At 60.9% G+C, this 23,168-nt stretch carries 18 protein-coding genes; all 18 read left to right on the top strand.

What is annotated here, in order from left to right:
- Positions 1 to 65 precede the first annotated feature (65 nt).
- Positions 66 to 1,448 carry a tRNA (N6-isopentenyl adenosine(37)-C2)-methylthiotransferase MiaB gene (miaB, locus tag ACMNAY_RS07995; RefSeq protein ID WP_418719026.1) on the top strand — a complete coding sequence of 461 codons (1,383 nt, stop codon included), beginning with the start codon at positions 66 to 68 and terminating at the stop codon, positions 1,446 to 1,448.
- 35 nt (positions 1,449 to 1,483) lie between these two features.
- Positions 1,484 to 1,891, top strand: a complete 408-nt coding sequence (locus ACMNAY_RS07990; protein ID WP_394966707.1) for a YlbF family regulator — start codon at positions 1,484 to 1,486, stop codon at positions 1,889 to 1,891.
- Between the two features lie 99 nt (positions 1,892 to 1,990).
- Positions 1,991 to 4,582, top strand: coding sequence for a DNA mismatch repair protein MutS (gene mutS, locus ACMNAY_RS07985; RefSeq protein ID WP_418719025.1), 2,592 nt, complete (start codon positions 1,991 to 1,993; stop codon positions 4,580 to 4,582).
- Positions 4,583 to 4,610: 28 nt separating this feature from the next.
- Entirely contained in the window at positions 4,611 to 6,575 is a 1,965-nt protein-coding gene (gene mutL, locus ACMNAY_RS07980) for a DNA mismatch repair endonuclease MutL (RefSeq protein WP_418719024.1), read from the top strand.
- Positions 6,559 to 7,500 carry a tRNA (adenosine(37)-N6)-dimethylallyltransferase MiaA gene (gene miaA / locus ACMNAY_RS07975; RefSeq protein WP_418719023.1) on the top strand — a complete coding sequence of 314 codons (942 nt, stop codon included), beginning with the start codon at positions 6,559 to 6,561 and terminating at the stop codon, positions 7,498 to 7,500. The genes mutL and miaA overlap by 17 nt, the downstream gene beginning before the upstream one ends.
- Before the next feature lie 37 nt (positions 7,501 to 7,537).
- Entirely contained in the window at positions 7,538 to 8,743 is a 1,206-nt protein-coding gene (locus tag ACMNAY_RS07970) for an HlyD family efflux transporter periplasmic adaptor subunit (RefSeq protein WP_418719022.1), read from the top strand.
- 119 nt (positions 8,744 to 8,862) lie between these two features.
- Positions 8,863 to 9,300: a cell division protein SepF gene (locus tag ACMNAY_RS07965; RefSeq protein ID WP_394975017.1), complete on the top strand. Its 438-nt coding sequence runs from the start codon at positions 8,863 to 8,865 to the stop codon at positions 9,298 to 9,300.
- Between the two features lie 52 nt (positions 9,301 to 9,352).
- Complete coding sequence (locus tag ACMNAY_RS07960; protein WP_418719021.1) at positions 9,353 to 10,081, top strand: YlmH/Sll1252 family protein; 729 nt, start codon at positions 9,353 to 9,355, stop codon at positions 10,079 to 10,081.
- Between the two features lie 40 nt (positions 10,082 to 10,121).
- Positions 10,122 to 10,907 carry a DivIVA domain-containing protein gene (locus ACMNAY_RS07955; RefSeq protein ID WP_394966719.1) on the top strand — a complete coding sequence of 262 codons (786 nt, stop codon included), beginning with the start codon at positions 10,122 to 10,124 and terminating at the stop codon, positions 10,905 to 10,907.
- Positions 10,908 to 10,964: 57 nt separating this feature from the next.
- Positions 10,965 to 13,754 carry an isoleucine--tRNA ligase gene (gene ileS, locus ACMNAY_RS07950; protein ID WP_418719020.1) on the top strand — a complete coding sequence of 930 codons (2,790 nt, stop codon included), beginning with the start codon at positions 10,965 to 10,967 and terminating at the stop codon, positions 13,752 to 13,754.
- A gap of 115 nt (positions 13,755 to 13,869) precedes the next feature.
- The gene (gene lspA, locus ACMNAY_RS07945) at positions 13,870 to 14,391 is read left to right on the top strand and encodes a signal peptidase II (protein ID WP_394966723.1); all 522 of its coding nucleotides are present in this window, start codon (positions 13,870 to 13,872) and stop codon (positions 14,389 to 14,391) included.
- Positions 14,378 to 15,304 (top strand): RluA family pseudouridine synthase, encoded by a 927-nt coding sequence (locus ACMNAY_RS07940; protein ID WP_418719019.1) that lies wholly within the window; start codon positions 14,378 to 14,380, stop codon positions 15,302 to 15,304. The genes lspA and ACMNAY_RS07940 overlap by 14 nt, the downstream gene beginning before the upstream one ends.
- Positions 15,301 to 16,119 carry an HAD family hydrolase gene (locus ACMNAY_RS07935; RefSeq protein WP_418719018.1) on the top strand — a complete coding sequence of 273 codons (819 nt, stop codon included), beginning with the start codon at positions 15,301 to 15,303 and terminating at the stop codon, positions 16,117 to 16,119. The genes ACMNAY_RS07940 and ACMNAY_RS07935 overlap by 4 nt, the downstream gene beginning before the upstream one ends.
- A 121-nt stretch (positions 16,120 to 16,240) precedes the next feature.
- Positions 16,241 to 16,576, top strand: coding sequence for a ComEA family DNA-binding protein (locus ACMNAY_RS07930; RefSeq protein WP_394966728.1), 336 nt, complete (start codon positions 16,241 to 16,243; stop codon positions 16,574 to 16,576).
- Positions 16,577 to 16,599: 23 nt separating this feature from the next.
- A complete protein-coding gene (gene ppk1, locus ACMNAY_RS07925; RefSeq protein ID WP_418719017.1) occupies positions 16,600 to 18,753 on the top strand; it encodes a polyphosphate kinase 1 in 2,154 nt (717 codons plus the stop codon).
- Between the two features lie 212 nt (positions 18,754 to 18,965).
- Entirely contained in the window at positions 18,966 to 21,776 is a 2,811-nt protein-coding gene (locus ACMNAY_RS07920) for an N-acetylmuramoyl-L-alanine amidase (RefSeq protein WP_418719016.1), read from the top strand.
- Positions 21,777 to 21,950: 174 nt separating this feature from the next.
- On the top strand, positions 21,951 to 22,733 hold the full coding sequence (locus ACMNAY_RS07915) for a M23 family metallopeptidase (RefSeq protein ID WP_418719015.1): 783 nt from the start codon (positions 21,951 to 21,953) through the stop codon (positions 22,731 to 22,733).
- Positions 22,730 to 23,149, top strand: a complete 420-nt coding sequence (locus ACMNAY_RS07910; protein ID WP_418719014.1) for a peptidase — start codon at positions 22,730 to 22,732, stop codon at positions 23,147 to 23,149. Before ACMNAY_RS07915 ends, ACMNAY_RS07910 begins: the two co-directional genes overlap by 4 nt.
- Positions 23,150 to 23,168: the final 19 nt, after the last annotated feature.

Here is a 23,168-nt window from a genome sequence, read left to right as displayed (position 1 = left end):
GGCGCATTTGCCACAAGCAGGGGTGCCGGTCTGCAAATGACACCCAAGCGGAGGAATGAACTTCATTGGAGATCCTGCATTTTGAACACAACGAACAGGCGGCGCAGCTCATCGCCTCGTTCTACGATACCCCGCCGCTGGCCTATATCCACTCCTTCGGCTGCCAGCAGAACGTCAACGACGGCGAAAAAATCAAGGGCGTGCTGGCGGACGTGGGCTTTGGCCTGTGCGATGCGCCGGAACAGGCGGACCTCATTCTATTCAACACCTGCGCTGTGCGCGAGCACGCCGAGCAGCGGGTGTTCGGAAATGTGGGCGCGCTGAAAAGCCTCAAGGAGAAAAATCCCCGGCTCATCATCGGCCTGTGCGGCTGCATGGCCCAGCAACCCACCGTGGTGGACAAGCTGCGTCAGAGCTATCCCTTTGTGGACCTGGTGTTCGGCGTGAACGCCATCGACACCCTGCCGCAGCTGCTGGTACAAAAGCTCACCGGCGGCAAAAAGCGCCTCTTGCAGACGCCGGTGGAGCGGGCGGACATCGTGGAAGAGGTGCCCATCCGCCGCGATTCTGACTTCCGGGCCTGGCTGCCCATCATGTACGGCTGCGACAACTTTTGCACCTATTGCATCGTGCCCTATGTGCGCGGCCGGGAGCGCAGCCGCCGACCCGAGGACATTATGGCGGAGTTCCGTCAGCTGGTGGACGCGGGCTACAAAGAAATCACCCTGCTGGGCCAGAACGTGAACAGCTACGGCAAGGGCCTGGAACCCCGGGTTGACTTTGCCGACCTGCTGACCATGCTCTGCCAGGTGCCGGGAGACTATCACCTGCGCTTTATGACCAGCCATCCCAAGGACGCCAGCCGCAAGCTCATCGATGTCATCGCCGCTGAAGAGCGCATCTGCAATCACCTGCACCTGCCGGTGCAGAGCGGCAGCGACCGCATTTTGAAAGAGATGAACCGGCACTACACGGTGGAGCAGTATCTGGAGCTCATCGACTACGCAAAGGCGAAAATCCCCGATGTGACCTTCTCCAGCGACATCATCGTGGGCTTCCCCGGGGAGACCGAGGAGGACTTTGAAGCCACGCTGGAACTCATCCAGAAGGTGCAGTATATGCAGCTGTTCACCTTCATCTACTCCAAGCGCACCGGCACCAAAGCCGCCACCATGCCCGACCCGGTGACCCACAAGGAAAAAACCGAGCGGATGGCGCGCCTGCTGGCAGTGCAGGAGAAAATCGCCCACGCCGAGACCGCGGCGCTGGTGGGCGGCACCCAGCGGGTGCTGGTGGAGGGCCACAGCCGCACCCCCGGCACGCTGGCCGGCCGCCTTTCCAACAACCTTGTGGTGGAGTTTGCCGGCGATGAAGCGCTCATCGGGCAGTACGCCCGGGTGCATTTCACCGATAGCAAAGGCACCATCCTCAAGGGCGAACTCGTGTAAAACAAAAATACTTTACAATTAAAAGGAGAACTACCATGGACGCGATCGACCTTTTCAAGAAAGCCGCTGTTGCCCTTCAGACCGACGAGCGCTATCTGGCCCTGGCCGCAGCCCGCAAGGCCAACGACGAAGACGAGGCCCTGCAGGAGATGATCGGCGAGTTCAATCTGGCCCGTATGGACCTGAACAACGAGATTTCCAAAGATGAGCGCAGCGACGAGCGCGTTGCCGCCCTGAACGCCAAGGTCAACGACCTCTACGGCAAGATCATGGCCAGCGAGGGCATGGTGGCCTACAACGCCGCCAAGGCCGAGGCCGAGGCTCTCATCAGCCACATCGACGCCATCATCAACACCGCCATGAACGGCGGCGACCCGATGCTGGTGGAAGCGCCTGAGGCCGGCTGCACCGGCAGCTGCGCTTCCTGCGGCGGCTGCGGCTGATTTTGATATCACACCCAAAACGGCGCGGCGGCTTCTGCCGCCGCGCTGCCCTTTCATAAGAGGCCCCCTTCAAAAAACACAGGCAGGTGAAGCGCAACAATGGCGGAACTTTCCCCCATGATGGCCCAGTATTTTGAGATCAAGCAGCAGCACAAGGACGAGATCCTTTTTTTCCGACTGGGCGATTTTTACGAGATGTTCTTCGACGACGCGATCCTTGCGTCCAAAGAGCTGGAGCTCACCCTCACCGGGCGGGACTGCGGCCAGGCCGAGCGCGCTCCCATGTGCGGCGTGCCCTTCCACAGCTATGAGAGCTATGTGGCCCGGCTCATCGCCAAGGGCTACAAAGTGGCCATCTGCGAGCAGATGGAGGACCCGGCGCTTGCCAAGGGCCTTGTAAAGCGTGACGTCATCCGCGTCATCACGCCCGGCACCGTCATCGAGAGCAGTATGCTCCAGGACGACAAAAACAACTACATCTGCAGTATATACTTGGAAGGGGACAAGGCCGGCGTCTGCTTTGCCGACGTTTCCACCGGCCAGACCTACGCCACGCTGCTGAACGGGGCGGCGGTGAGCGGCCAGATCATCACCGAGCTCTGCCGCTACAACCCCAGCGAGGTGCTGCTCAACGAAGCGATGCTCTCACTGAAGGACGTCACCGCCTACATCAAGCAGCACATGGCCTGCGCGGTGGAGCTGATGGAGAACGAAGCCTACGCCGACGCGCAGGATGCGCTGAACGACCAGTTCGGCGAAGGCTGGCCTGTTTCCGGCGGTCTTGCGAAAGACGGGCCTGCCGGCTTTGCGGTGTCCGGCCTTCTGACCTACCTGCGCCGCACCCAGAAGCACGGCGTGGAGCGTCTTCGCACCGTTGTCAGCTACGCCGAGGCCCAGTACATGCAGCTTTCGCCGGTGACCCGGGCCAACCTGGAACTTACGCAGACCATGCGCGGACGGGAAAAGCGGGGCACCCTGCTTTGGGTGCTGGACAAGACCCAGACCGCCATGGGCAAGCGCCTTTTGCGCAGCTGGTTGGAGCAGCCTCTGGTGAGCGCGCCGGCCATCAACGACCGTCTGGACTGTGTGCAGGCCCTGCACGGCGAAAGCGTCCAGCGAGCCGAGATCACCGAGACGCTGAGCCATGTATTTGATATGGAGCGTCTGATGACCCGCACGGTCTACGGCAGCGCCACGCCGAAGGAGATTTACACTCTCGCCGCCACCTGCCGCCAGCTGCCTCAGCTTCGCGCGCTGGCGGAAAGCTTCGATTGCCCCCAGCTGAAGGCGCTGGCGGTGCAGATCGACCCCCTCACTGACATCCACGACCGCATCGTGTCCGCCATCGATGAGAACGCCCCCTCCACTCTGAAGGACGGCGGCGTCATTCGGGCAGGCTTCTCGCCGGAGGTGGACGAGCTGCGGGATATCGTCCACGGCGGCAAGGGCTTTTTGTCTCAGATGGAGGCAAAGCTTAAGGAAGAGACCGGCATCCGCACCCTGAAAGTGGGCTTCAACCGGGTGTTCGGTTACTACATCGAGGTCAGCAAGTCCTTCACCGACCAGGTACCCGCCAACTTCGTGCGCAAGCAGACGCTGGCCAACGCCGAGCGCTATATCACCGAGGACTTGAAAAACCTCGAAAATAAAATTCTGGGCGCCAACGAGCGTCTTCTGGTTCTGGAGCGCAAGCTGTTCGAGGAACTGCTGTTCAATTTGTCGGCGCAGCTCACCCGCATCCAGTCCACCGCGGCCGCGGTGGCAAAGCTGGATGTGCTCACCGCACTGGCCCAGGTGGCGGCGGACAACAACTACGTCCGTCCCACGGTGGACGAGGGCAGCGAGCTGCTCATCCAGGAGGGCCGCCACCCCGTTATTGAGCAGATGCTCAAAGGCAGCCTGTTCGTGCCCAACGACACCACGCTGGATTGCGCTGAGAACAACCTGCTCATCATCACCGGCCCCAACATGGCAGGCAAATCCACCTATATGCGCCAGAACGCGCTGATCGCGCTGATGGCCCAGATCGGCAGTTTTGTGCCCGCGAAGGAATGCCGCGTGGGCGTAGTGGATGCCATCTTCACCCGCGTGGGCGCTTCCGACGATCTGGCCGCCGGCCAGTCCACCTTCATGGTGGAGATGACCGAGGTGGCCCAAATTCTGGAATATGCCACCCGCAAGAGTCTGGTCATTCTGGACGAGATCGGCCGCGGCACCTCCACCTTCGACGGCATGAGCATCGCCCGGGCGGTGGTGGAGCACATTGCCGGCAAAATCGGCTGCAAGACTTTGTTTGCCACCCATTACCACGAACTCACCGAGCTGGAAGACCTGCTGCCCGGCGTCAAGAACTACAACATCGCCGTGAAGAAGCGGGGCGACGACATCACCTTCCTGCGGCGCATCGTCCGCGGCCCCGCCGACGACAGTTACGGCATCCAGGTGGCAAAGCTGGCCGGCCTGCCCGACGAAGTCACCGAGCGGGCCAAGCAGGTGCTCAAGACGCTGGACGCCGCCAGCCAAAGCAACAAGCGGGTCACACAGCTGGATTTTGAGGCGCTGGAGGCAATGAACAGCCCCGCAGTGCCCAGCGAAATGATGGACAAGCTCAGCGCCCTGGACGTGGAGACGCTGACCCCCATCGAGGCGCTGAATTTCCTCTACGAGCTGAAAAAGACGCTCGACAACTGATTTTACATAGGAAAGGGGAGACGGACCCATGGCCGTGATCCATGTGCTGGACAAGCACACCGCGGAGCTCATCGCTGCCGGCGAGGTGGTGGAGCGCCCTGCTTCGGTGGTGAAGGAACTGCTGGAAAACGCCATCGACGCGGGCGCCACCCAGGTGAGTGTCGCCATCGAAAAAGGCGGCGTGTCCCTCATTCAGGTGACGGACAACGGCAGCGGCATCGAAGCGGAGTATATCTCCACGGCCTTCATCCGCCATGCCACCAGCAAAATCTCCTGCGAGCAGGATCTGGAAAGTATCCACACGCTGGGCTTCCGCGGCGAGGCGCTGGCCTCCATTGCCAGCGTGGCGCGGGTGGAAGTGCTCACCCGCACCGATCCGGATGAGTTCGCCTGCCGCTACCGCATCGAAGGCGGCGAAGAGCAGGGGATGGAGCCGGCCGCGCGCCCGGTGGGCACCACCATCACCGTGCGGGATCTGTTCTACAACACCCCCGCCCGGATGAAATTTTTGAAAAAGGATGCCAGCGAAGGCGCCTTTGTGGGCGAAACGGTCAGCCGCATCGCCCTTTCTCATCCGGAAGTGTCCATCGCCTTTGTCCGCGAAGGCAAACAGCTTTACAAAACGCCGGGCGACGGCAGTCTCAAGAGCGCGGCCTACGCCGTGCTGGGCCGTGACTTCGCCAAGGACCTCTTGTCCGTGGAGGACGCCAGCGGCAGCTACCGTGTGTCCGGCCTTGTCACGCCGCCCCGGGCCTGCCGGGCCAGCCGCGGCATGCAGTTCTTCTTTATCAACGGGCGCTTCGTCAAGAACCGCACCATGATGGCCGCGCTGGAAAACGCCTACCGGGGCACCCTCATGCAGGGCAAGTTCCCCGGCTGCGTGCTGGCGCTGGAAATGCCCGCCCAGCTGGTGGACGTGAACGTGCACCCCGCCAAAACCGAGGTGCGCTTCTCCCGCGAAAGCGACGTGTTCGACGCGGTCTACCGGGCTGTAAAAGCGGCGCTGGCTCAGCCCGGCAGCGGCGAGCAGCGTTTAAGCTTTTCCAAACAGACGGCGATGGACGAGCCGGAACAGCCGGTGGAGCAGCTGGACCTCTCCACCCCTGTGAAACAGCCGACCATTACACATTCCGCGCCGCCGCCCGCGGCAAAGCCTGCCCCGGCAGCGGGTCTGGGCGGCTGGGGCAGCGAACCGACGGTGCCCCGGCCTGCGCCCGTTGTGCGCCTGGCATTCACCGCAGCCCCGGTGCAGCAGGAAACTCTGCGCTCCGAGCCGTTGCCGCTGGATGCGGCGCCTGTCCGCCAGCCGGTGCAGCCGGCTCCGGAGCCTGTCTTACGGACGCCGGACCCAGCACCCGTTCCCGAACCGGAACCGCAGGTACAGGCAGTACCCGCTGAACCGCAGCAGGAGGCGCCGCAGGAAGAGCCGCTGGAGTACATCGGCGAGGCGTTCAAGACATACATCATCACCCAGCGCGGCAACGAGCTTTGCCTCATCGACAAGCACGCAGCTCACGAGCGCATTCTCTATGAACAGCTTGTCAGCGGCTACGGCGCTGCCAGCAGTCAGATTTTGCTGGCCCCGGTGACGGTGAACCTGTCCGCAGCGGAAAAAACGGCGCTTTTGGAAAACGCCGACCTGTTGAACGATGCGGGTGTGCAGGTGGATGACTTTGGCGGCAACACCATGCTGGTGCGGGCAGTGCCCGCGGACGTGCAGGTATCCGACGTGGAGGGCCTTTTGTGCGAGCTGGCCGACCGGCTTGCCCGCGGCAGCCGTGAGACTGTGAGCGAAAAGACCCAGTGGGTGATGCACTCCATCGCCTGCAAAGCCGCCATCAAGGCGGGGGACAAGTCCGACCGGCGGGAGCTGATGGCTCTGGCGCAGGATATTCTGAACGGAAAGGTGCCGCCTTTTTGCCCCCACGGCAGGCCGGTGGTGCTGAAACTTACCAAAAAGGAGCTGGAAAAGCAGTTTGGCCGATTGGGATAAAATGCCTGTGGTGGCCGTAGGCGGCCCCACCGCCAGCGGCAAGACCGCTTTTTCGGTCCAGCTGGCAAAGCGCCTCGGCGGCGAGATCGTCTGCGCCGACTCCATGCAGATCTATAAAGGGCTGGACGTGGGCACCGCCAAGGCGACCAAAGAAGAGATGGAAGGCGTGCCCCATCACCTGATGGATTTTCTGCCTCCGGAACAGACGTTCAGCGTGGCGGACTTTGTGGAGGCCGCGAACCGGGAAGTAAAGGCCATCACCGCCCGGGGCAGACTGCCCATTCTTGTGGGCGGCACCGGCCTGTACATCGAAAGCTTTTTGAACGGGGTGCGCTTTGCCGAGCAAAAGGCAGACCCCGCTCTGCGGGAAAAACTGGAGCAGGAGGCGGCAGCCCTCGGCCTCGAAGCGATGCACCAGAAGCTTGCGGCCGTGGACCCGGACTACGCCGCCACAGTCCATCCCAACAATGTGGGGCGGGTGATACGCGCGCTGGAGCTTTATTACTCCACCGGCAAGACCATGAGCCGGCAGCGGGCGGAATCCCTGCCCGAAACGCCCCCGTTCGATTCGCTGGTGTTCTGTCTGGCTCCGGCCGACCGGGCGCAGCTTTACCGCCGCATTGACCTGCGGGTGGACCGTATGCTCGAAGCGGGCATTCTGGAAGAAGCAAAGCTGGTCTTTGAGAACCGCGGCCGCTACCGCACGGCGGCGCAGGCCATCGGTTACAAGGAGTTCTTTCCCTATTTTGAAGGCACTGCGGAACTTGCCGCCTGTGCCGACAAACTCAAGCAGGCCAGCCGCAACTATGCAAAGCGCCAGCTGACCTGGTTCCGCCGCATGGAAAACGTCATCTGGCTGGACCCCGGCGATGAAACCACCCTGCAGCAGGCGGAAATAACCGTGCGCGAACATTTCGGGCTGTGAACGGCACGGCTCTCGACAAAGAAAGGAGGGGAAGGCTGTGAGAGGCTCTTTCGTAAAATACGGCATTATCGCCGCGCTGGGCCTTGCGGCGGCGTATCTCCTAGTGCAGATATTCACCGTGCTGGACCGCCCCTACCGCACCGAAACGGCCATCCTCTACGATATGTCCGACAGCCTTTATACCGGCGGCTATCTCGTTTTCGAGCAGTCGGAAGTGGCCGGGGAAGGGCAGATGGGCTATCTTGTCTCCAATGGCGAGCGTGTGGCCTCTGGCACGCAGGTGGCGGAGATCTACTCCGACCCCAGCCAGGCCCGGGCCCGCACCGCGCTCACCGAGCTGGACGCCCAGCTTGACCTGCTGGAGCGAAGCGAGAACACGGCGGGCACCGACGTGGACCTGCTGCTGACCCAGCGCCAGTCGGCCCTGTACGATCTGCTGGACAGCCTGGACCGCCAGGAGTACACCCAAATCTCCTCCAAAAGCAATGAGTACCTGCTCACACTGAATCGCCTGCAGATCACCACCGGCGCCACCCGGGATTTTTCCGGCGCCAAGGAGCTGATCGCGCAGGAACAGGCGGTGCAGCAGGCAAATCTCGGCAGCCCCACACCAGTCACCGTTCCCACCGGCGGCTACTTCGTGGCGGCAGACGCGGCGCAGATGCTGACCTACAGCAAAGAGGAACTGGACCAGATGTCCGCCGTGGCGATGGCCGACGCGCTCGCCGAAGGCGCGGGCACGAGGGACGTTTCCGGCGCGGGCAAGCTGGTCACCGATTATAAATGGTATTTCTACGGTGTGTGCACCGCCGATGAGAGCAAGAAATTCGAGGGCGTCACCAGCGTGGACATCAGCTTCCCCGGCGCGGCAGAAAAGGTCCTGCCCGCCACGGTGGAGAGCGTCACGGTGGACGAAGCTTCCGGCCTTGCGAAATTCGTGCTCAGCTGCGAATATGTGGGCGCGGACGTGCTGAGCCTCGCCTCGGCCACCGCCCGCATCGACTTCGAGTCCTTTAAAGGCGTGCGGGTCAGCGCCAAGGCGCTGAACATCGTGGACGGCAACAAGGGCGTCTATGTGAAATACGGCAACCTGGCGCGCTTCCGCAAGATCACCGTGCTCTATCAGGACGACGAGTACATCCTCGTGCCGGAGGGCGGCAAGGTGGGCACCGACAATGAGGTGCGGCTGTTCGATGAGGTCATCGTGGAGGGCACCGACCTCTACGACGGGAAAATCCTGTGAATATCAGGCAATGTTGCGTTTATTTATTGACAGAATCACGAAAAATAGCGATAATATATACTAACTGATGATGTGATTTCGAAGGAAGCAGTCATCATTTTCGGAAGGAGATACAGAAGATGCTCGACGGGCTTAAAAGATTTCTTGGTGTAAACGAAGAGGACGACGGTTACTACGACGATAACGAGGACATGTTCCCCCAGCGCAGCGCCGCGGAAGATGACGGCTATCAGCCGGAACCCACCAATAAGCGCAACAAGGTGGTGAACATCAACGCCACCACCCAGCTGCAGGTGGTCCTGGTGAAGCCCGAACGGTTTGATGACGCCAGCACTGTGGCCGACCATCTGAATGCCAAGCGCACGGTCGTGCTCAACCTGGAGGGCACCAACAAGGAAGTTTCCCGCCGCCTGGTGGACTTTTTGTCCGGCGTGGCCTACGCCAACAACGGCCAGATGAAGCGCGTTGCCAACAGCACCTTTATCATCACCCCCTATAATGTGGACATCATGGGGGATCTGCTGGATGAGTTAGAAAGCAATGGCGTCTTCTTCTGATGAACGGCAGCGGGGATACATTCCGCCCCGGAACGATCAGGAAAAATTGATCATGCGCCGTGCGCAGGACCTCTTCCGCGCCGCGCAGAACCGGGGCGTGGCCCGCTACAGCGGCTTTTTGTCGGACCGGGAGCAGAGTCTGGCGGAGGCCGCGATGAATCAGGTCGGCTGCACCTGGGCCGCCTTTTCGGGCGGCTATCCTGCTGCCGAGCGCAAACTGCTGTGCCTCGAACCGGCGGGCGCCTCAGGCGAACCGCCGATTTGTTGCGTTTTGATATCCTGTGCGGTGATGGGCGGCGAAGCCCCCGCCCACAAGGATTATCTCGGCTCTCTTCTGGGCCTTGGCCTTGAACGGGAGTGTGTGGGCGACATCCTGCCCGACCCCGAGACCCCCGGCAGGGCGTATGCCTTTGTGCTGGAACGGGTGGCGCCTTTGCTCTGTGATGAGCTTGTCAGCGTAGGGCGCTGTTCATCCCGCTGCGAGCGGTTTGACGGCCCGCTGCCGGACCATTCTGTCCAACGGGAGAGCAAGACCGCCACAGTGTCTTCTCTGCGGGCAGACGCGGTGCTGTCGGCCATGCTCCGCTGCAGCCGCGGCCAGGCGGAAGCACTGGTGCGAGGCGGCCGCCTGGAGATAAACCATGTACCCGTTTCCAGCAGCCATGCGCCCGTGTACGAGGGCGATGTGTTCACCGTGCGGGGCATGGGCCGCTTCAAGCTGGAGGCCCTGGGCGGCAAAAGCCGCAAGGATCGGTTGTTTATCCAATATTACCAATACTGACGGCACTGTGCCGCCACTTTCGGCGAAAGGAATGATCTGAATGATTTCACCCCAGGAGATCCGCACCGTAACCTTCGACAAGGTCATGCGTGGCTACCGTCCCGAGGACGTGGACGCCCTGCTGCAGCAGCTGGCCCAGCAGATGGAGCAGCTGCAGGCGGAGAAGGAGAGCACCGAGAAAAAGCTGTACGTCCTGGCCCAGAAGGTGGAGGAGTACCGCAAGGATGAGGATAACCTCAAGACTGCTCTGCTCAACGCCCAGCGCATGGGCGAGAACGTCATCAAGGAAGCCAAGCAGAAGGCAGAGTCCATCCTGCGCGAGGCGGGCATCAAGGCAGAGGATATCACCCGTGCCGCCCTGGAGCAGGTGAACGACGAGCAGCTGGAGCTGGAGCGGGTCAAGGCGGAAGTGGCGCAGTTCAAGAACAGCGTGCTGAGCCTTTACAAACAGCACATCGAGTCTCTGAGCACTTTGCCCGGCGACGAGCCGGAAGAGGCGGAAGAAGAGGAGATCCCCGCTCCTGTGGAGCAGGCAGAACCCGAACAGGCCGCCCCGGTGGAGGAGCCGGAGGCCCCCGCGGAGGCCGATCCTTTTGAGCAGGGCTTTGACGCGCCCGAGGAGCCGGACGACCCCATCAGCCGTTTCCCGGATCTCAGCGCCCTGTACGGTGCGCCTGCCGCAGAAGAGCCCGCGCAGACCGAGGAAGAGGAAGAGCCCACCCGCACCTTTGTGCCCGGCGCTTCCCGCGCGGCTGCCCCTCAGCCCGAGACCCCGCCCGCTTCGTCCTTGTTCGAGGGCTTTGAGGGCATCAAATTCAGCGATTGACAAATGCGCGCGCTTTTTCAAAATGTGCACATTTGAGGAATAGGAGTGTAGTTACCAGTGCCACAGGATTACAACAGCACGATCAACCTGCCCAAAACTCTGTTTGACATGCGGGCAGGCCTGCCCAAGAAAGAGCCGGAGATGCTCAAGGAGTGGAACGCCGATCATCTCTATGAGGAGCTGATGAAGCACAACGAGGGCAAGCCCCGCTATGTCCTTCATGACGGCCCTCCCTACGCCAACGGCAACATCCACATGGGCACCGCGCTGAACAAGATCATCAAGGACATCATCGTCCGCTATAAGAACATGACCGGCTTCCAGGCCCCCTATGTGCCCGGCTACGACACCCACGGCCTGCCCATCGAGCTGAAAGCGATGAAGCAGCTGGTGGGCAAGGGCGAGATCTCCAAGCTGGAGCTGCGCAAGGTCTGCCACGAGTTCGCCACCGAGCACATCGACATCATGGGCGAGCAGTTCCAGCGCCTGGGCGTTATCGGTGATTTCAAAAATCCCTACCTGACCCTGAAGCCCGAGTTTGAGGCCCGCCAGATCGAAATCTTCGGCGAGATGGCCAAGAAGGGCTACATCTACAAGGGCCTGAAGGCCGTGTACTGGTGCCCCGAAGACCGAACCGCTCTGGCCGAGGCGGAGATCGAGTACGGCGAGGACGAGTGCGATTCCATCTACGTCCGTTTCAACGTCACCGACGACCCGAACGGCATTCTGGAAAAGCGCGGCATCCCCATGGACAAAGCCTGGTTCGTCATCTGGACCACCACCACCTGGACCCTGCCCGCCAACGTGGCCATCTGCCTGAACCCCGACTATGACTATGTCTTCGTCAAGGTGGGGGAGGACTACCTGGTGATGGCCGAGGCCCTGGTGGAGAGCACCATGCAGGCCTGCAAGATCGACAGCTACGAGATCGTGGGCGAGCCCGTCAAGGGCAGCGAGCTGGAACTGATGCAGGTCCAGCATCCCTTCCTGGACCGCAAGAGCCTGGTCATCAACGGCGACCACGTCACTCTGGAAAGCGGCACCGGCTGCGTTCACACCGCTCCCGGCCACGGCGTCGAGGACTTTGACGTCTGCACCAAGCACTATCCTCAGGTGCCGGTGATCGTGCCCGTGGACGACGGCGGTTTCCTTACCGCCGAGGCCGGTCCCTTCAGCGGCCTCAAAGTCTGGGACGCCAACAAGGTCATCCTGAAGCACATTCAGGAGAGCGGCCACCTGCTGGGCGTGCAGCACATGAGCCACCAGTATCCTCACTGCTGGCGCTGCCACAGCCCCATCATCTTCCGCGCCACCAAGCAGTGGTTCTGCTCCATCGACGCCTTCAAAGAGGACGTCTACAAGGCCATCGACCAGGTGCAGTGGTTCCCCGGCTGGGGCCATGACCGCATGATGGGCATGGTGCGCGACCGCAGCGACTGGTGCATCAGCCGCCAGCGCACCTGGGGCGTTCCCATTCCCGCGTTCTACTGCAAGAAGTGCGGCAAATATCACATCACCGACGAGACCATCAAGGCGGTGAGTGATCTGTTCCGCCGCGAGGGCAGCGACGCCTGGTACAAGTATGAGGCCAGCGAGATCCTGCCTGCCGGCTACACCTGCGAGTGCGGCTGCACCGAGTTCGAGAAGGACAAGGACATCATGGACGTCTGGTTCGACTCCGGTTCCACCCATGTGGCGGTGCTGGAGGAGCGCCCGGAGCTGCATTGGCCCGCCGATCTGTACATGGAGGGCGGCGACCAGTTCCGCGGCTGGTTCCAGTCCAGCCTGCTCACCAGCGTTGCCACCCGCGGCGTTGCGCCTTACAAGAACGTGCTGTGCCACGGCTGGGTCGTGGACGGCGAAGGCAAGCAGATGCACAAGTCCGCCGGCAACGGCGTGGAGCCCAGCGAGATCATCAAGGACTTCGGCGCTGACATCGTCCGTCTGTGGGTCGCCTCCAGCGATTACACCGTGGACGTGCGCATCAGCAAGGAGATCGTCAAGCAGCTGAGCGAGGCCTACCGCAAGATCCGCAACACCGCCCGCTTCATCCTGGGCAACCTGAACGGCTTTGATCCCCGCACCGACATGGTGGCGGACGATCAGCTCACCGAGCTGGATCTGTGGGCGCTGGATCGTCTGGATCAGCTGAACAAGGCCGCCCGTGACGGATACGACAGCTTCGACTTCCACAAGGTCTATCACGCGGTCTATAACTTCTGCGTGGTGGATATGTCCAACTTCTACCTGGATGTGGCTAAGGACCGGCTGTACTGCAGCAAGGCGGACGCTCCCGCCCGCCGCGCGGCGCAGACTGCCATGTTCCGCATCCTGGTGGACCTCACCAAGATCATCGCCCCCATCCTGACCTTCACCAGCCAGGAAATCTGGAGCTTTGTGCCGGACTTTGACGGCAAGCAGAAGTATGTGGCTTTTGAGGACATGGCTGCTGCCGGCGTCTGGGCCCAGAGCGAAGAGTTCCGCGCCAAGTGGGCTCACATCATCGCCGTGCGCGATGATGTGAAGAAGGTCCTGGAGCAGGCCCGTGCCGAAAAGGTCATCGGCTCTTCTCTGGAAGCCAAAGTCACCCTGTACTGCGCGCCCGAGATGGCCGCGTTCATCGCCACCATCCCCGTGGAGCAGTGGGAAGATCTGATGATCGTGTCCCAGCTGGAGGTCGTGGAAGGCGAAGGCGGCGTTCACGGCGAGGTGGAAGGCCTGGGAGTTGCCGTGCAGCACGCCGAGGGCGAGAAGTGCCAGCGCTGCTGGAAGTACACCGCTGACGTGGGCTCCGATGCGCAGCATCCCTGCCTGTGCGGCCGGTGCGCTGCGGTGCTCGCAGAATAAAACAGTATCTCAAAAGCGGCGCGCTGAGTCGCATCGGCAACGGTGCGCCCGCGCCGCTTTTGAACTATCACAGACCCGGCCGCCCCAAGGCAGAGCCGGAAGTGGGAGGTATTCCTTGATTTCTGCACTCATCACCCTTGCGGCCGCCGCGCTGCTGGTGGTCATTGACCAGGGCATCAAGTTCTGGGCCACCGTGAATCTTGCACCTGTGGGCAGCATGCCCCTGATCCCCGGCGTGGTGGAACTGCGCTACTATCTCAACGACGGCGCCGCTTTCAGCATCCTCCAGGGCAAGCAGACCTTTCTGATTCTGTTCACCGGCGCGGCGCTTCTGGTCGTGGCCTGGTATCTGCTCTTCAAAAAGCCCGCGAAAAAGCTGGAATACATCGGCTGGCTGTTTGTGCTGGGCGGCGGCATCGGCAATCTGGTGGACCGCGTGATGAATGGCGAAGTGGTGGACTACATCAATCTGCTGTTCATGGATTTCGCAGTGTTCAACTTTGCTGACATTCTGGTCTGCACCGGTATCGGCCTTCTGCTGCTGAGCCTTCTGCTGGAAGAGCTGTCCGCCCGCAAACAGCGGCAGCAGGCTCCGGCGGAAGCATCCCCTTTGGAGCAGGACGATGGAACGGTTTGATGTTTTTGTGCCCGCGGAGTGTGTCGGTCAGCGTGCCGACCGGTTCCTTGCCGACCTGGAAGAGATCGAACTGACCCGCAGCGCATTGCAGCGTCTGTTTGAGCAGGGGCTCGTGCAGTGCAGCGGTCAGCCGGTGGCCAAGAACCGCAAGCTGCGGGCAGGGGAGCATCTGACAGTGGACCTGCCCGATGCAAAACCGCTGGAGGCCCAGCCCCAGAACATCCCGCTGGAGATCGTCTACGAGGACGAGTATCTGCTTGTGGTGAACAAGCCCAAGGGCATGGTGGTGCATCCCGCGCCCGGCAGCCCGGACGGAACGCTGGTCAACGCGCTGCTCTACCACTGTGCGGGGCGCCTTTCTTCCATCGGAGGCGTAGTGCGCCCTGGCATCGTGCACCGCATCGACAAGGACACCAGCGGCCTGCTGGTGGTGGCCAAAACCGACGCTGCCCACGAGGGCCTGTGCGCTCAGATGGCCGTTCACAGTGTGGACCGGGTCTATGAAGCGGTGGTGTATGGGCGCTTCAAGGAGCCGGAAGGCTTTGTGGAAGCCCCCATCGGCCGCCATCGCACCGACCGGAAAAAGATGGCGGTGGTCCCCGACGGGAAATATGCCTACACAGGCTACCGGGTGCTTGAACAGTATAATGGCTTTACACATATTGCCTGCCGCTTAAAGACCGGCCGAACCCATCAGATCCGGGTGCATATGGCCAGCATCGGCCATCCGTTGGCGGGCGACAGCGTATATGGCCCGCGGGACTGCATCAAGCGCCTGAACGGGCAGTGTCTTCATGCGCGGGTGCTGGGCTTCGTGCATCCCGTTACGGGGGAGACAATGCGCTTTGAAAGCCCGCTGCCCGCCTATTTCACAGAGTTTCTGCGCACTCTCCGAAAGGAGCCGGAATCATGATCGAATCTCTTGCGGACCTTCTGGTCGTCAGCGATCTGGATAACACCCTTCTCACTGCGAATGAGGGTGTGCCTTCCTGCAACCGTGTCACCATCCAGCTGTTCTGTGAGCTGGGCGGCCGCTTCACCGTGGCCACCGGCCGCCCTGTGGAGTCGGTGCGCGCCGCGCTGGGTGATCTGCCCCTGTCCTGCCCGGCCATCACCTGCGGCGGCAGTGTCCTCTATGACATGCAGGCAGACGCTCCGCTGGAAAAGCATTTTCTGCCCCGGGAGGGTGCAACGCAGGTCATCGAGACCGTTATGAGCCAGTTCGCGGACATCGGCGTGGAGATCATGGTGGAGGACGGCCGCCTGTATATCGTTCAGGCCAACCGTTACACTCAGGCTCATGTGCAGGAAGAGAAGATGCACAGCGTGCTCTGCCCCCTGGACCAGGTACCCGACAACTGGGCAAAGGTGGTTTTTGCGGCAGATCCGGTCACGCTGGCTTCGTTGCAGTCTTTCTGCGCGTCTATTCCCATGGAAGAGATGTATTTCCTGCACACCAATCTGATGTATTACGAGATCATGCCTGCCGGCGTGAGCAAAGCGCAGGCGCTGCGCCGTCTGTGCGCGATGCAGAATATCCCGATGGAAAACACCGTGGTCATCGGTGACTATTACAACGACATCGACCTGATGCGCGCCGCCGGCCATGCAGTGGCCGTGGGCAACGCCCCCACCGAAGTGAAACTGGTGGCGGACGAAGTGGTATCGACCTGCCGCAACGGCGGAGTGGGGGAGTACCTCTACAGCCTGATCCGAAAATATACATAACGAAGGCCCATTGACGCCCTTATCGGTGCGCCAACGGGCTTTTTTACAAAGATTTCGGTTTTTCGTGCCGGGAAGATATGCTATAATGACTCTGTAAACTCCGAAATGGGGGAGCTGCTGGATGAAAAAGGTTCTGCTGACCGCCGCATGCTGTGCTGCCGCGCTGGCGATCCTTTTGGGAGGCTATTTTTGCTATGCACCGTTCTGGCAGCCGGAGTACGCGCCGGTCTCGCCCGATCCGGTCTCGGCGGAAGAGGTGCTTCGGGTTAATCTGAACACGGCCACCGCTGCGGAATTGCAGAGCATTCCCGGCATCGGCGAGGGGATGGCGCAGGCAATTCTGGAATACCGGGAGGAGTTCGGCGGATTCATTATTGTGGATCAAGTCCTGCTGGTGGAAGGCGTCAGCACGGATGACGTCAAAGCATGGCGCGAATATCTTTATATCGAAGAATGATTTTCAAGGAGGGGGAACTGACGATGGAGCCCCAACGTCAGAACGTGTTTATCAATCGTGAGCTCAGCTGGCTGGATTTTGACCGGCGGGTGCTGGCCCTGGGCAAGGAAAAAACGGTCCCGCTGGCGGAGCGGATGAAATTCACTGCCATCTACGGCAGCAATCTGGATGAGTTTTTCATGGTGCGTGTGGGTTCGCTCTATGACCGCACACTGCTGAAAAACGAGATCACCGACAATAAGACAAAACTCACCGCCGCGCAGCAGCTGGCGGCCATCATGCCCAAAACCGCAGACCTGCAGCAGCAGTGCGACAAGATCGTGGTGAAGCTGCGTCAGCATCTGGCGGAGCAGGGCTATGTGCGCATGGATTTCCAGAACCTTGCCAAAGAGGACGAGCGCTTCTGGAAAAAGTATTTTCTGAACGAGATGCTGCCTGTGCTCTCGCCGCAGATCATCGACCACCGCCATCCCTTCCCGTTCCTGCGCAACCAGGAGATCTATCTCTGCGCTACTCTGAAAGGCAAGGGTGACGCCGCCGTCTCCTACGGCCTCATTCCCATCAGCAGCCAGTTCGAACGGATGCTGTATCTGAAGAAGAATGACCAGCTGCTCTACGGTCTTGCAGAAGAACTGATCTTCCGCTTTGCCGACCTGGTCTTTCCGAAAGGGATGCTGCAGAAAAAATGCCTGTTCCGGGTGACCCGCAACGCCGACATTGACGTGCAGGAGGGCATGTTTGACCAGGACATCGACTATCGTCAGGTGATGAGCGAACTGCTGAAAAAGCGTCGCAAGCTGGCGGCTGTGCGGCTCCAGTTCTGGAACGAGCCTCCCCAGGAGATCAGTAAATACCTCTGCGAAAAGCTGATGCTTCCGGAAAAGCAGTGCTTCTATCAGGAAAGCCCTCTGGATCTCTCCTGCTATTTCAAACTGGCCGCCCGTCTGCAGGCAGACGGACGCACCGACCTGTTCTACCCGGTGGCGAAACCCATGCAGGCTCCGTCGAACTTCAAGCTGGGGGAGGAAGCCAAGCACCGGGATGTGCTCATTGCTTATCCCTATCAGAGCATGCGCCCCTTCATTAAGATGCTAATGGCCGCGGCTTATGACCCGGATGTGGTCAGCATCAAGATGACCCTGTACCGCATGGCCAACAACTCCCAGATCGTGCAGGCGCTGGTGGCCGCCGCAGAGAACGGCAAGGAAGTAGTCACTATCGTGGAGCTGCGCGCCCGTTTTGACGAGCAGAATAACATCGACTGGTCCAAAAAGCTGGAAGAAGCAGGGTGCACCGTCATCTATGGCCTGGACGATTACAAAGTCCATTCCAAGCTGACCCTCATCACCCGGCGCAGCCAGGGCCGTTACTTCTACACCACTCAGATCGGTACCGGCAACTACAACGAAAAGACCAGCGAGCAATACACCGACCTCTCCTTTGTCACCACCAACCAGGAGGTAGGCGAGGAGGCCGCTGCTATCTTTAACAATCTGGCGGTGGAACGGCTTACCGATGACACCGAACATCTCATCGTGGCGCCGCTCCATTTCAAGAGCGTGCTGCTGAAAGAAATGGACGCCGAGATCGAAAAGGCGCGGTTGGGTCAGCCTGCCCGCATCATTCTGAAAAACAACTCCATCAGTGACAAGAATATCATCGAAAAGCTGGTGGAGGCCTCCCAGGCCGGCGTCCCCACCGACATGATCGTGCGCGGCATCTGTTGTGTGCAGGCGGGGCTTCCCGGCCAGACTGAGAATCTTCGCATCCGCAGCATCGTGGGCCGCTATTTGGAGCACTCCCGCATTTACGCTTTTGGTGAAGGCGAGAATCTGCGCATTTACATGGCCTCGGGCGACTTCCTCACCCGCAACACCGAGCGCCGTGTTGAGGTGGGCATCCGTGTGGATGATCCCGCCATTGCAAAACAGCTCTGGGATATTCTGCAGCTTCAGCTGGCAGATAATGTGAATGCCCGGGAAATGCGCCCCGACGGCAGCTACGCCAAGGTCAAACCTGCCGAAGGCCAGCCGCTGGTAGACAGCCAGATGGAGCTGTACAATTATTTCAAGGATGGTTTTGCGTCCGCTTCGCCCGCCGCACCGGAGAAAGGGGAAGAGACTGCGGTTTCCGAGGGCTTCTTCAGCCGCCTTCGCAAATGGCTGCATCGCAGCTGACATAAACCGGTATAAAGTCGAGTGCCTTTACAGGTACTCGACTTTTTTCTGAGCAAAATATCGCAAAAACAAGCGTGTAAAGCCGTTTTGCGTTACATCATTAAATACTGGGAAACTGGCGGCTTTTGCTTGATTTTGTCCCAAAAAACGTATAGTATGGGGATATGACAAGAAACAAGTATTGTTTTGTATTATAGAGAGGAGGCGGGGATTTGAAACGCATACTGAGGCTGCTGGCGGCCGGCTCGCTCTGCGCAGTGCTGCTCAGCGGCGCGGTGTTTGCAGAGGAAGCCTCCGGAACAACGGCTTCTCCCGCAGAGATGAAGGCGGTCGTTCTTCAGGCCGGGCAGGATTTTGACCCGGCCGCAGGGGAGAGCGACAGCAAAGCGCAGCTGGATGCTGCGATGTCGAAGATCGCGGAATATGGAATGAACGCCGTATTTTTCCCGGCCAATACTTCTGATGGAGCGCTGTTTGCCGGCGAGACTTGGCCGATGGCCAGCAGCTATGACCTGTTGGGCTATGCGGCAGAAGCGGCACGGGCACAAGGGCTTTCCTTTTACGTCCTTTTCGACGCTTCTTGCGGCGTGGATGGGCAGGGTCAATACGGCGCCCACGGCAACCTGAGCGCCGCCGCCATCCAGAGCTCCTCCAAAGTATTGGGGGAACTGACCGGAACGTATCAGCCGAACGGCGTCTATCTCACCGGCTATTATAATCAGAAGACCGCCGAAAGCATGAGCATCTACCGCAGCGAAGGCGCTTCCATGGGCTATGACAACTGGGTGCGGGAATGCGTCAGCTCCCTCGTGGTAAATGCCTCCGCAGCGGTCAAAAGCGCAAAATCAGACGCGGTGTTCGGCCTTGTGACCGACCCGGTGTGGGCGAACCAGACCACCGACCCTGCGGGCAGCGCAACGGAGGCAGACTTTGAGATGGCCACCGACGCCTATGTGGATCTGAACGCCATCTTTGCCTGGGCGGATGTGGACCAGGTGATGGTGCGCTGCACCGGCTCCCTCACCGATGAGGCCCAGAATTTCAAGACGGTGCTCACCTGGTGGGCACAGACAGCGTCGCAGTACGGAGCGGGAGTTTCCGCCTGGATCTGCAACGACCGGCTGGGCGGCGACGAACCCGGCTGGAAAGCTCCGGATCAGGTGATGCGCCAGATCATCGAGACCCGGGCCGTGGACGGCTGTGTCGGCGCGGCCTACGGCTCGCTTTCTGCACTGGACGCGAACGTGGGCGGCTCCACCGACGTACTGCTGCGCTACTACGCCGACCAGATCGAAGAGCAGGACATCCTTACTGACCTGACCGTGAGCACGCCGGAAAAACGCACCTACACCACCCAGGAGCCGCAGGTAAACTTCTACGGCGCCTCCGACCCCAACTTCCCGCTGACCCTCAACGGCAAGGAACTGGAGCGCAACAGCGAAGGTGTGTTCAGCGTGGAGATGAATCTGGAGCCGGGGCTCAACACCTTCACCTTTGAGCACAAGGAAAAATCCGTTGTATATAAAATCACCCGCGAGGTGGTCATCATCAAGGAGGTCTCGCCCTCCGGCAGTATGACAGTGGAGGGTTCCACCCAAGTGGGTGTCACCGTTATGGCCTACTCCGGCTCCACCATCACCGCCAGCCTGGGCGGCGCCAGCGTCACCCTTACCGAGCAGGAGCTCACGGGAGACACGGCTGACGGCAACACCTCCAGCTATGTGCCCTACAAAGGCACCCTCACCGTGCCGGCGGCCACCGAGAGCCAGCAAGACGTGGGCAACATCACCGTCAGCGGCACCTGGTCCGGCATCACCCAATCCGCCTCTGGCGCCCGGGTGTATGTGGCGGCGCTGCCCCAGCAGGCGCCCGGCGTGGAAGGGGAGAAGGGCCACCTGGTGGAGGTCACCGCAAGCCAGGCCCGCACCTATCCCGCAGGTGTTCTGAACAACGACCCCAACGGCAGCTGCTTCCCGCTGCCCAAAGGCACAGTGGACTACATCGTCAGCGATAAGCTCACCTACTACGATGACACCTACGGCAGCGGTGAGTATTACATTCTGGGCAGCGGCGTCCGGGTGAGCGCATCTTCCGTGAGCAGCCTGGGCGAGGCAGAATGGCAGCTGTCCTCGCTGAGCGGCGCGAACAGCTGGGCGGACGGACAGTATGTCTATGTCAGTTTTGCCCGCTCCGGCCGCAAGACCGCTTACACCGTGTCCTTTGACGGAGTGGGGTATTCCTCCTCCGGCGGCGTGAACAGCTTTGCCGGCGCAACCAGTATGGTGGTGACGCTCAAGGATACCCGTGCCGATACCGCCGCCCCCGGCCTTGCGTCCAACAACCTGCTCAGCGGCGTGAGCCTTTCCCAGCAGGGCAACGATACTGTGATCCGCTTTGATCTGCGCAAGGCCGGTTCCTTCCTGGGCTACCGTGCCTACTACGACGGCGACAATCTGGTGTTCCGCTTCAACCAGATTCCCAATGGACTCTCCGGCGCGAAGATCTACATTGACCCCGGCCACGGCGGTTACGACGGCGGCACCTCCATCAGCGGCATGTACACCGAAAAGACCCTGAACGCCGACATCGCCAACCGTGTGGCAGACATCCTGCGCAGCCGGGGCGCGACGGTGCAGGTGACCGACACGTCCGGTTACGTCTCGCTGGACAGCCGGGTGAACCAGTCCCAGAGTTTCAGTCCGCACCTGTTCGTGAGCATCCACCATAACGCCGGCGTTTCCAGCGCAAAGGGCACCGAGGTATACTACTTCAATCCCTATTCCCGCCAGCTGGCGGCGAATCTGTCCGGCGGAGTGGCCGGGGCGCTGGGCACCACCAACCGGGGCGACAAATACGGCGCCTACCGGGTCACCACCCACATGGAGTTCCCGGCCGTGCTGGTGGAATGCGGATTTTTGACCAATCCCGACGAGTTGAGCAAGCTGCAGAACGACAGCTATAAAAATGCCATCGCCACGGCGATCGCAGACGGCATCCAAAACACATTGACCTCCATGCTGTGAGTCAGCACAAAAGACCGGCAGAGCCGCATCGAGCGGCCCTGCCGGTCTTTTGCTATTTTTTCTTCGGGCAATGCATAAGAATAGACTATATCATGCCGAAGAAAAAGGAGCAGGACCATGTGGGAAAAGACCCAGGAAACGCAATATCCGCCCATCCTTCCGGGAACGGAAGAAATGAAAGTTGCGCTCACTCCGCCCGTCACGCCCCGGGAAAAGCAGCGGCCCAACTACATCCTCCGGGTGCAGGTCTTTCTCTGCCTGCTGGCCACGGCGGCCGTTCTGATTCTGGACTATGCCGCGCCGGAGTTGTACCGCCGGTGCAGCGAGGCCTTTTACAAGGCGTTGGAGAGCGGGGTAGAGCTGAACGGGCAGGAGCAGCTGCTCAAATTCACCTCCGAGGTGGTAAATCGGCTGCAGGGAGAGGTGATGGAAGTCATGGCAGAACTGAAGGGGGATACGGAAGAACAGGGCGGCCTCCCCGAACTCACCGGCGCGGGCGGACAGCTGACGGCGTTCTGGCCCTTTGTGCCGGAGGGGAACTCCACCAAGTCCTATCAGCCGCCCTTTGCGCTCAAACTGCCGCTGGAAAGCTTTTATATCACGTCGGACTACGGCTGGCGCAAACACCCGGTCACCGGAAAAAGCGACTTCCACACCGGCGTGGACCTGGCCGCGGCCGAAGGCACGCCCGTCCGCCCCGCTGCCGGCGGCGTGGTGCAGAAAAGTGAATACAGCGCCTCCTATGGCAACAACGTGGTCATCCTCCACAGCGACGGCGTGACCACCCGCTACTGCCACATGCAGTATGTGTTCGTGCGGCAGGGGGAGACGGTGGATGAAAACGCCGTTCTCGGCACAGTGGGGCAGACCGGCATGGTCACAGGGCCGCACCTGCACTTTGAGCTGCTGCACAACGATGTGCGTTACGATCCCGCCCAGGCGCTGGGGCTTTCATGAGGCACCTGCGCGTTCGTCGTCCGGTGCTGTTTCTGGCGGCGCTGTGGTTCGTGCTCTACCGGGATCACACCGGCCTTGTGCGGGTGGGGCTGCTGGCGGCGCTGCTGCATGAGTGCGGCCACGTGGCGGCATGGCTTGCCCTCACCAAAAGCCTGCCGGTCCTGCGCTTTTCGCTGCGCGGCATCGGTCTGGATGCTTCCGCCGCGCTTCTTACACGCGGCGAGACTTTTCTGCTGGCTCTGGCCGGGCCGCTGACCAACCTCGTGCTTTGCGCCGCTGTTCTGGGCCGGATGCAGCTGTCCGCCAGCTACTGGGGCTATTTCTTTGCGGCGGCCAATCTCGCCACCGGATTATTCAGTCTGCTGCCTCTGGGAGATCTGGATGGGCGAAGGATGCTGCAATGTCTCCTTCCGTGATTGCATTTGCGGGTCGAAT

This window comes from Candidatus Allofournierella merdipullorum (assembly GCF_048426865.1).
Lineage (GTDB): Bacteria > Bacillota > Clostridia > Oscillospirales > Ruminococcaceae > Allofournierella_A > Allofournierella_A merdipullorum.
Note: the sequence above shows the minus strand (reverse complement) of the source record. Positions and strands in the feature narration are given on the sequence as shown.

Bases quoted from the DNA above. Each gene is read 5' to 3' on its own strand.
- ACMNAY_RS07990 (WP_394966707.1), top strand. From the start codon at position 1,484: ATGGACGCGATCGACCTTTTCAAGAAAGCCGCTGTTGCCCTTCAGACC.
- mutS (WP_418719025.1), top strand. From the start codon at position 1,991: ATGGCGGAACTTTCCCCCATGATGGCCCAGTATTTTGAGATCAAGCAG.
- mutL (WP_418719024.1), top strand. From the start codon at position 4,611: ATGGCCGTGATCCATGTGCTGGACAAGCACACCGCGGAGCTCATCGCT.
- ACMNAY_RS07965 (WP_394975017.1), top strand. From the start codon at position 8,863: ATGCTCGACGGGCTTAAAAGATTTCTTGGTGTAAACGAAGAGGACGAC.
- ACMNAY_RS07960 (WP_418719021.1), top strand. From the start codon at position 9,353: ATGCGCCGTGCGCAGGACCTCTTCCGCGCCGCGCAGAACCGGGGCGTG.
- ACMNAY_RS07955 (WP_394966719.1), top strand. From the start codon at position 10,122: ATGATTTCACCCCAGGAGATCCGCACCGTAACCTTCGACAAGGTCATG.
- ACMNAY_RS07940 (WP_418719019.1), top strand. From the start codon at position 14,378: ATGGAACGGTTTGATGTTTTTGTGCCCGCGGAGTGTGTCGGTCAGCGT.
- ACMNAY_RS07935 (WP_418719018.1), top strand. From the start codon at position 15,301: ATGATCGAATCTCTTGCGGACCTTCTGGTCGTCAGCGATCTGGATAAC.
- ACMNAY_RS07930 (WP_394966728.1), top strand. From the start codon at position 16,241: ATGAAAAAGGTTCTGCTGACCGCCGCATGCTGTGCTGCCGCGCTGGCG.
- ppk1 (WP_418719017.1), top strand. From the start codon at position 16,600: ATGGAGCCCCAACGTCAGAACGTGTTTATCAATCGTGAGCTCAGCTGG.
- ACMNAY_RS07915 (WP_418719015.1), top strand. From the start codon at position 21,951: ATGAAAGTTGCGCTCACTCCGCCCGTCACGCCCCGGGAAAAGCAGCGG.
- ACMNAY_RS07910 (WP_418719014.1), top strand. From the start codon at position 22,730: ATGAGGCACCTGCGCGTTCGTCGTCCGGTGCTGTTTCTGGCGGCGCTG.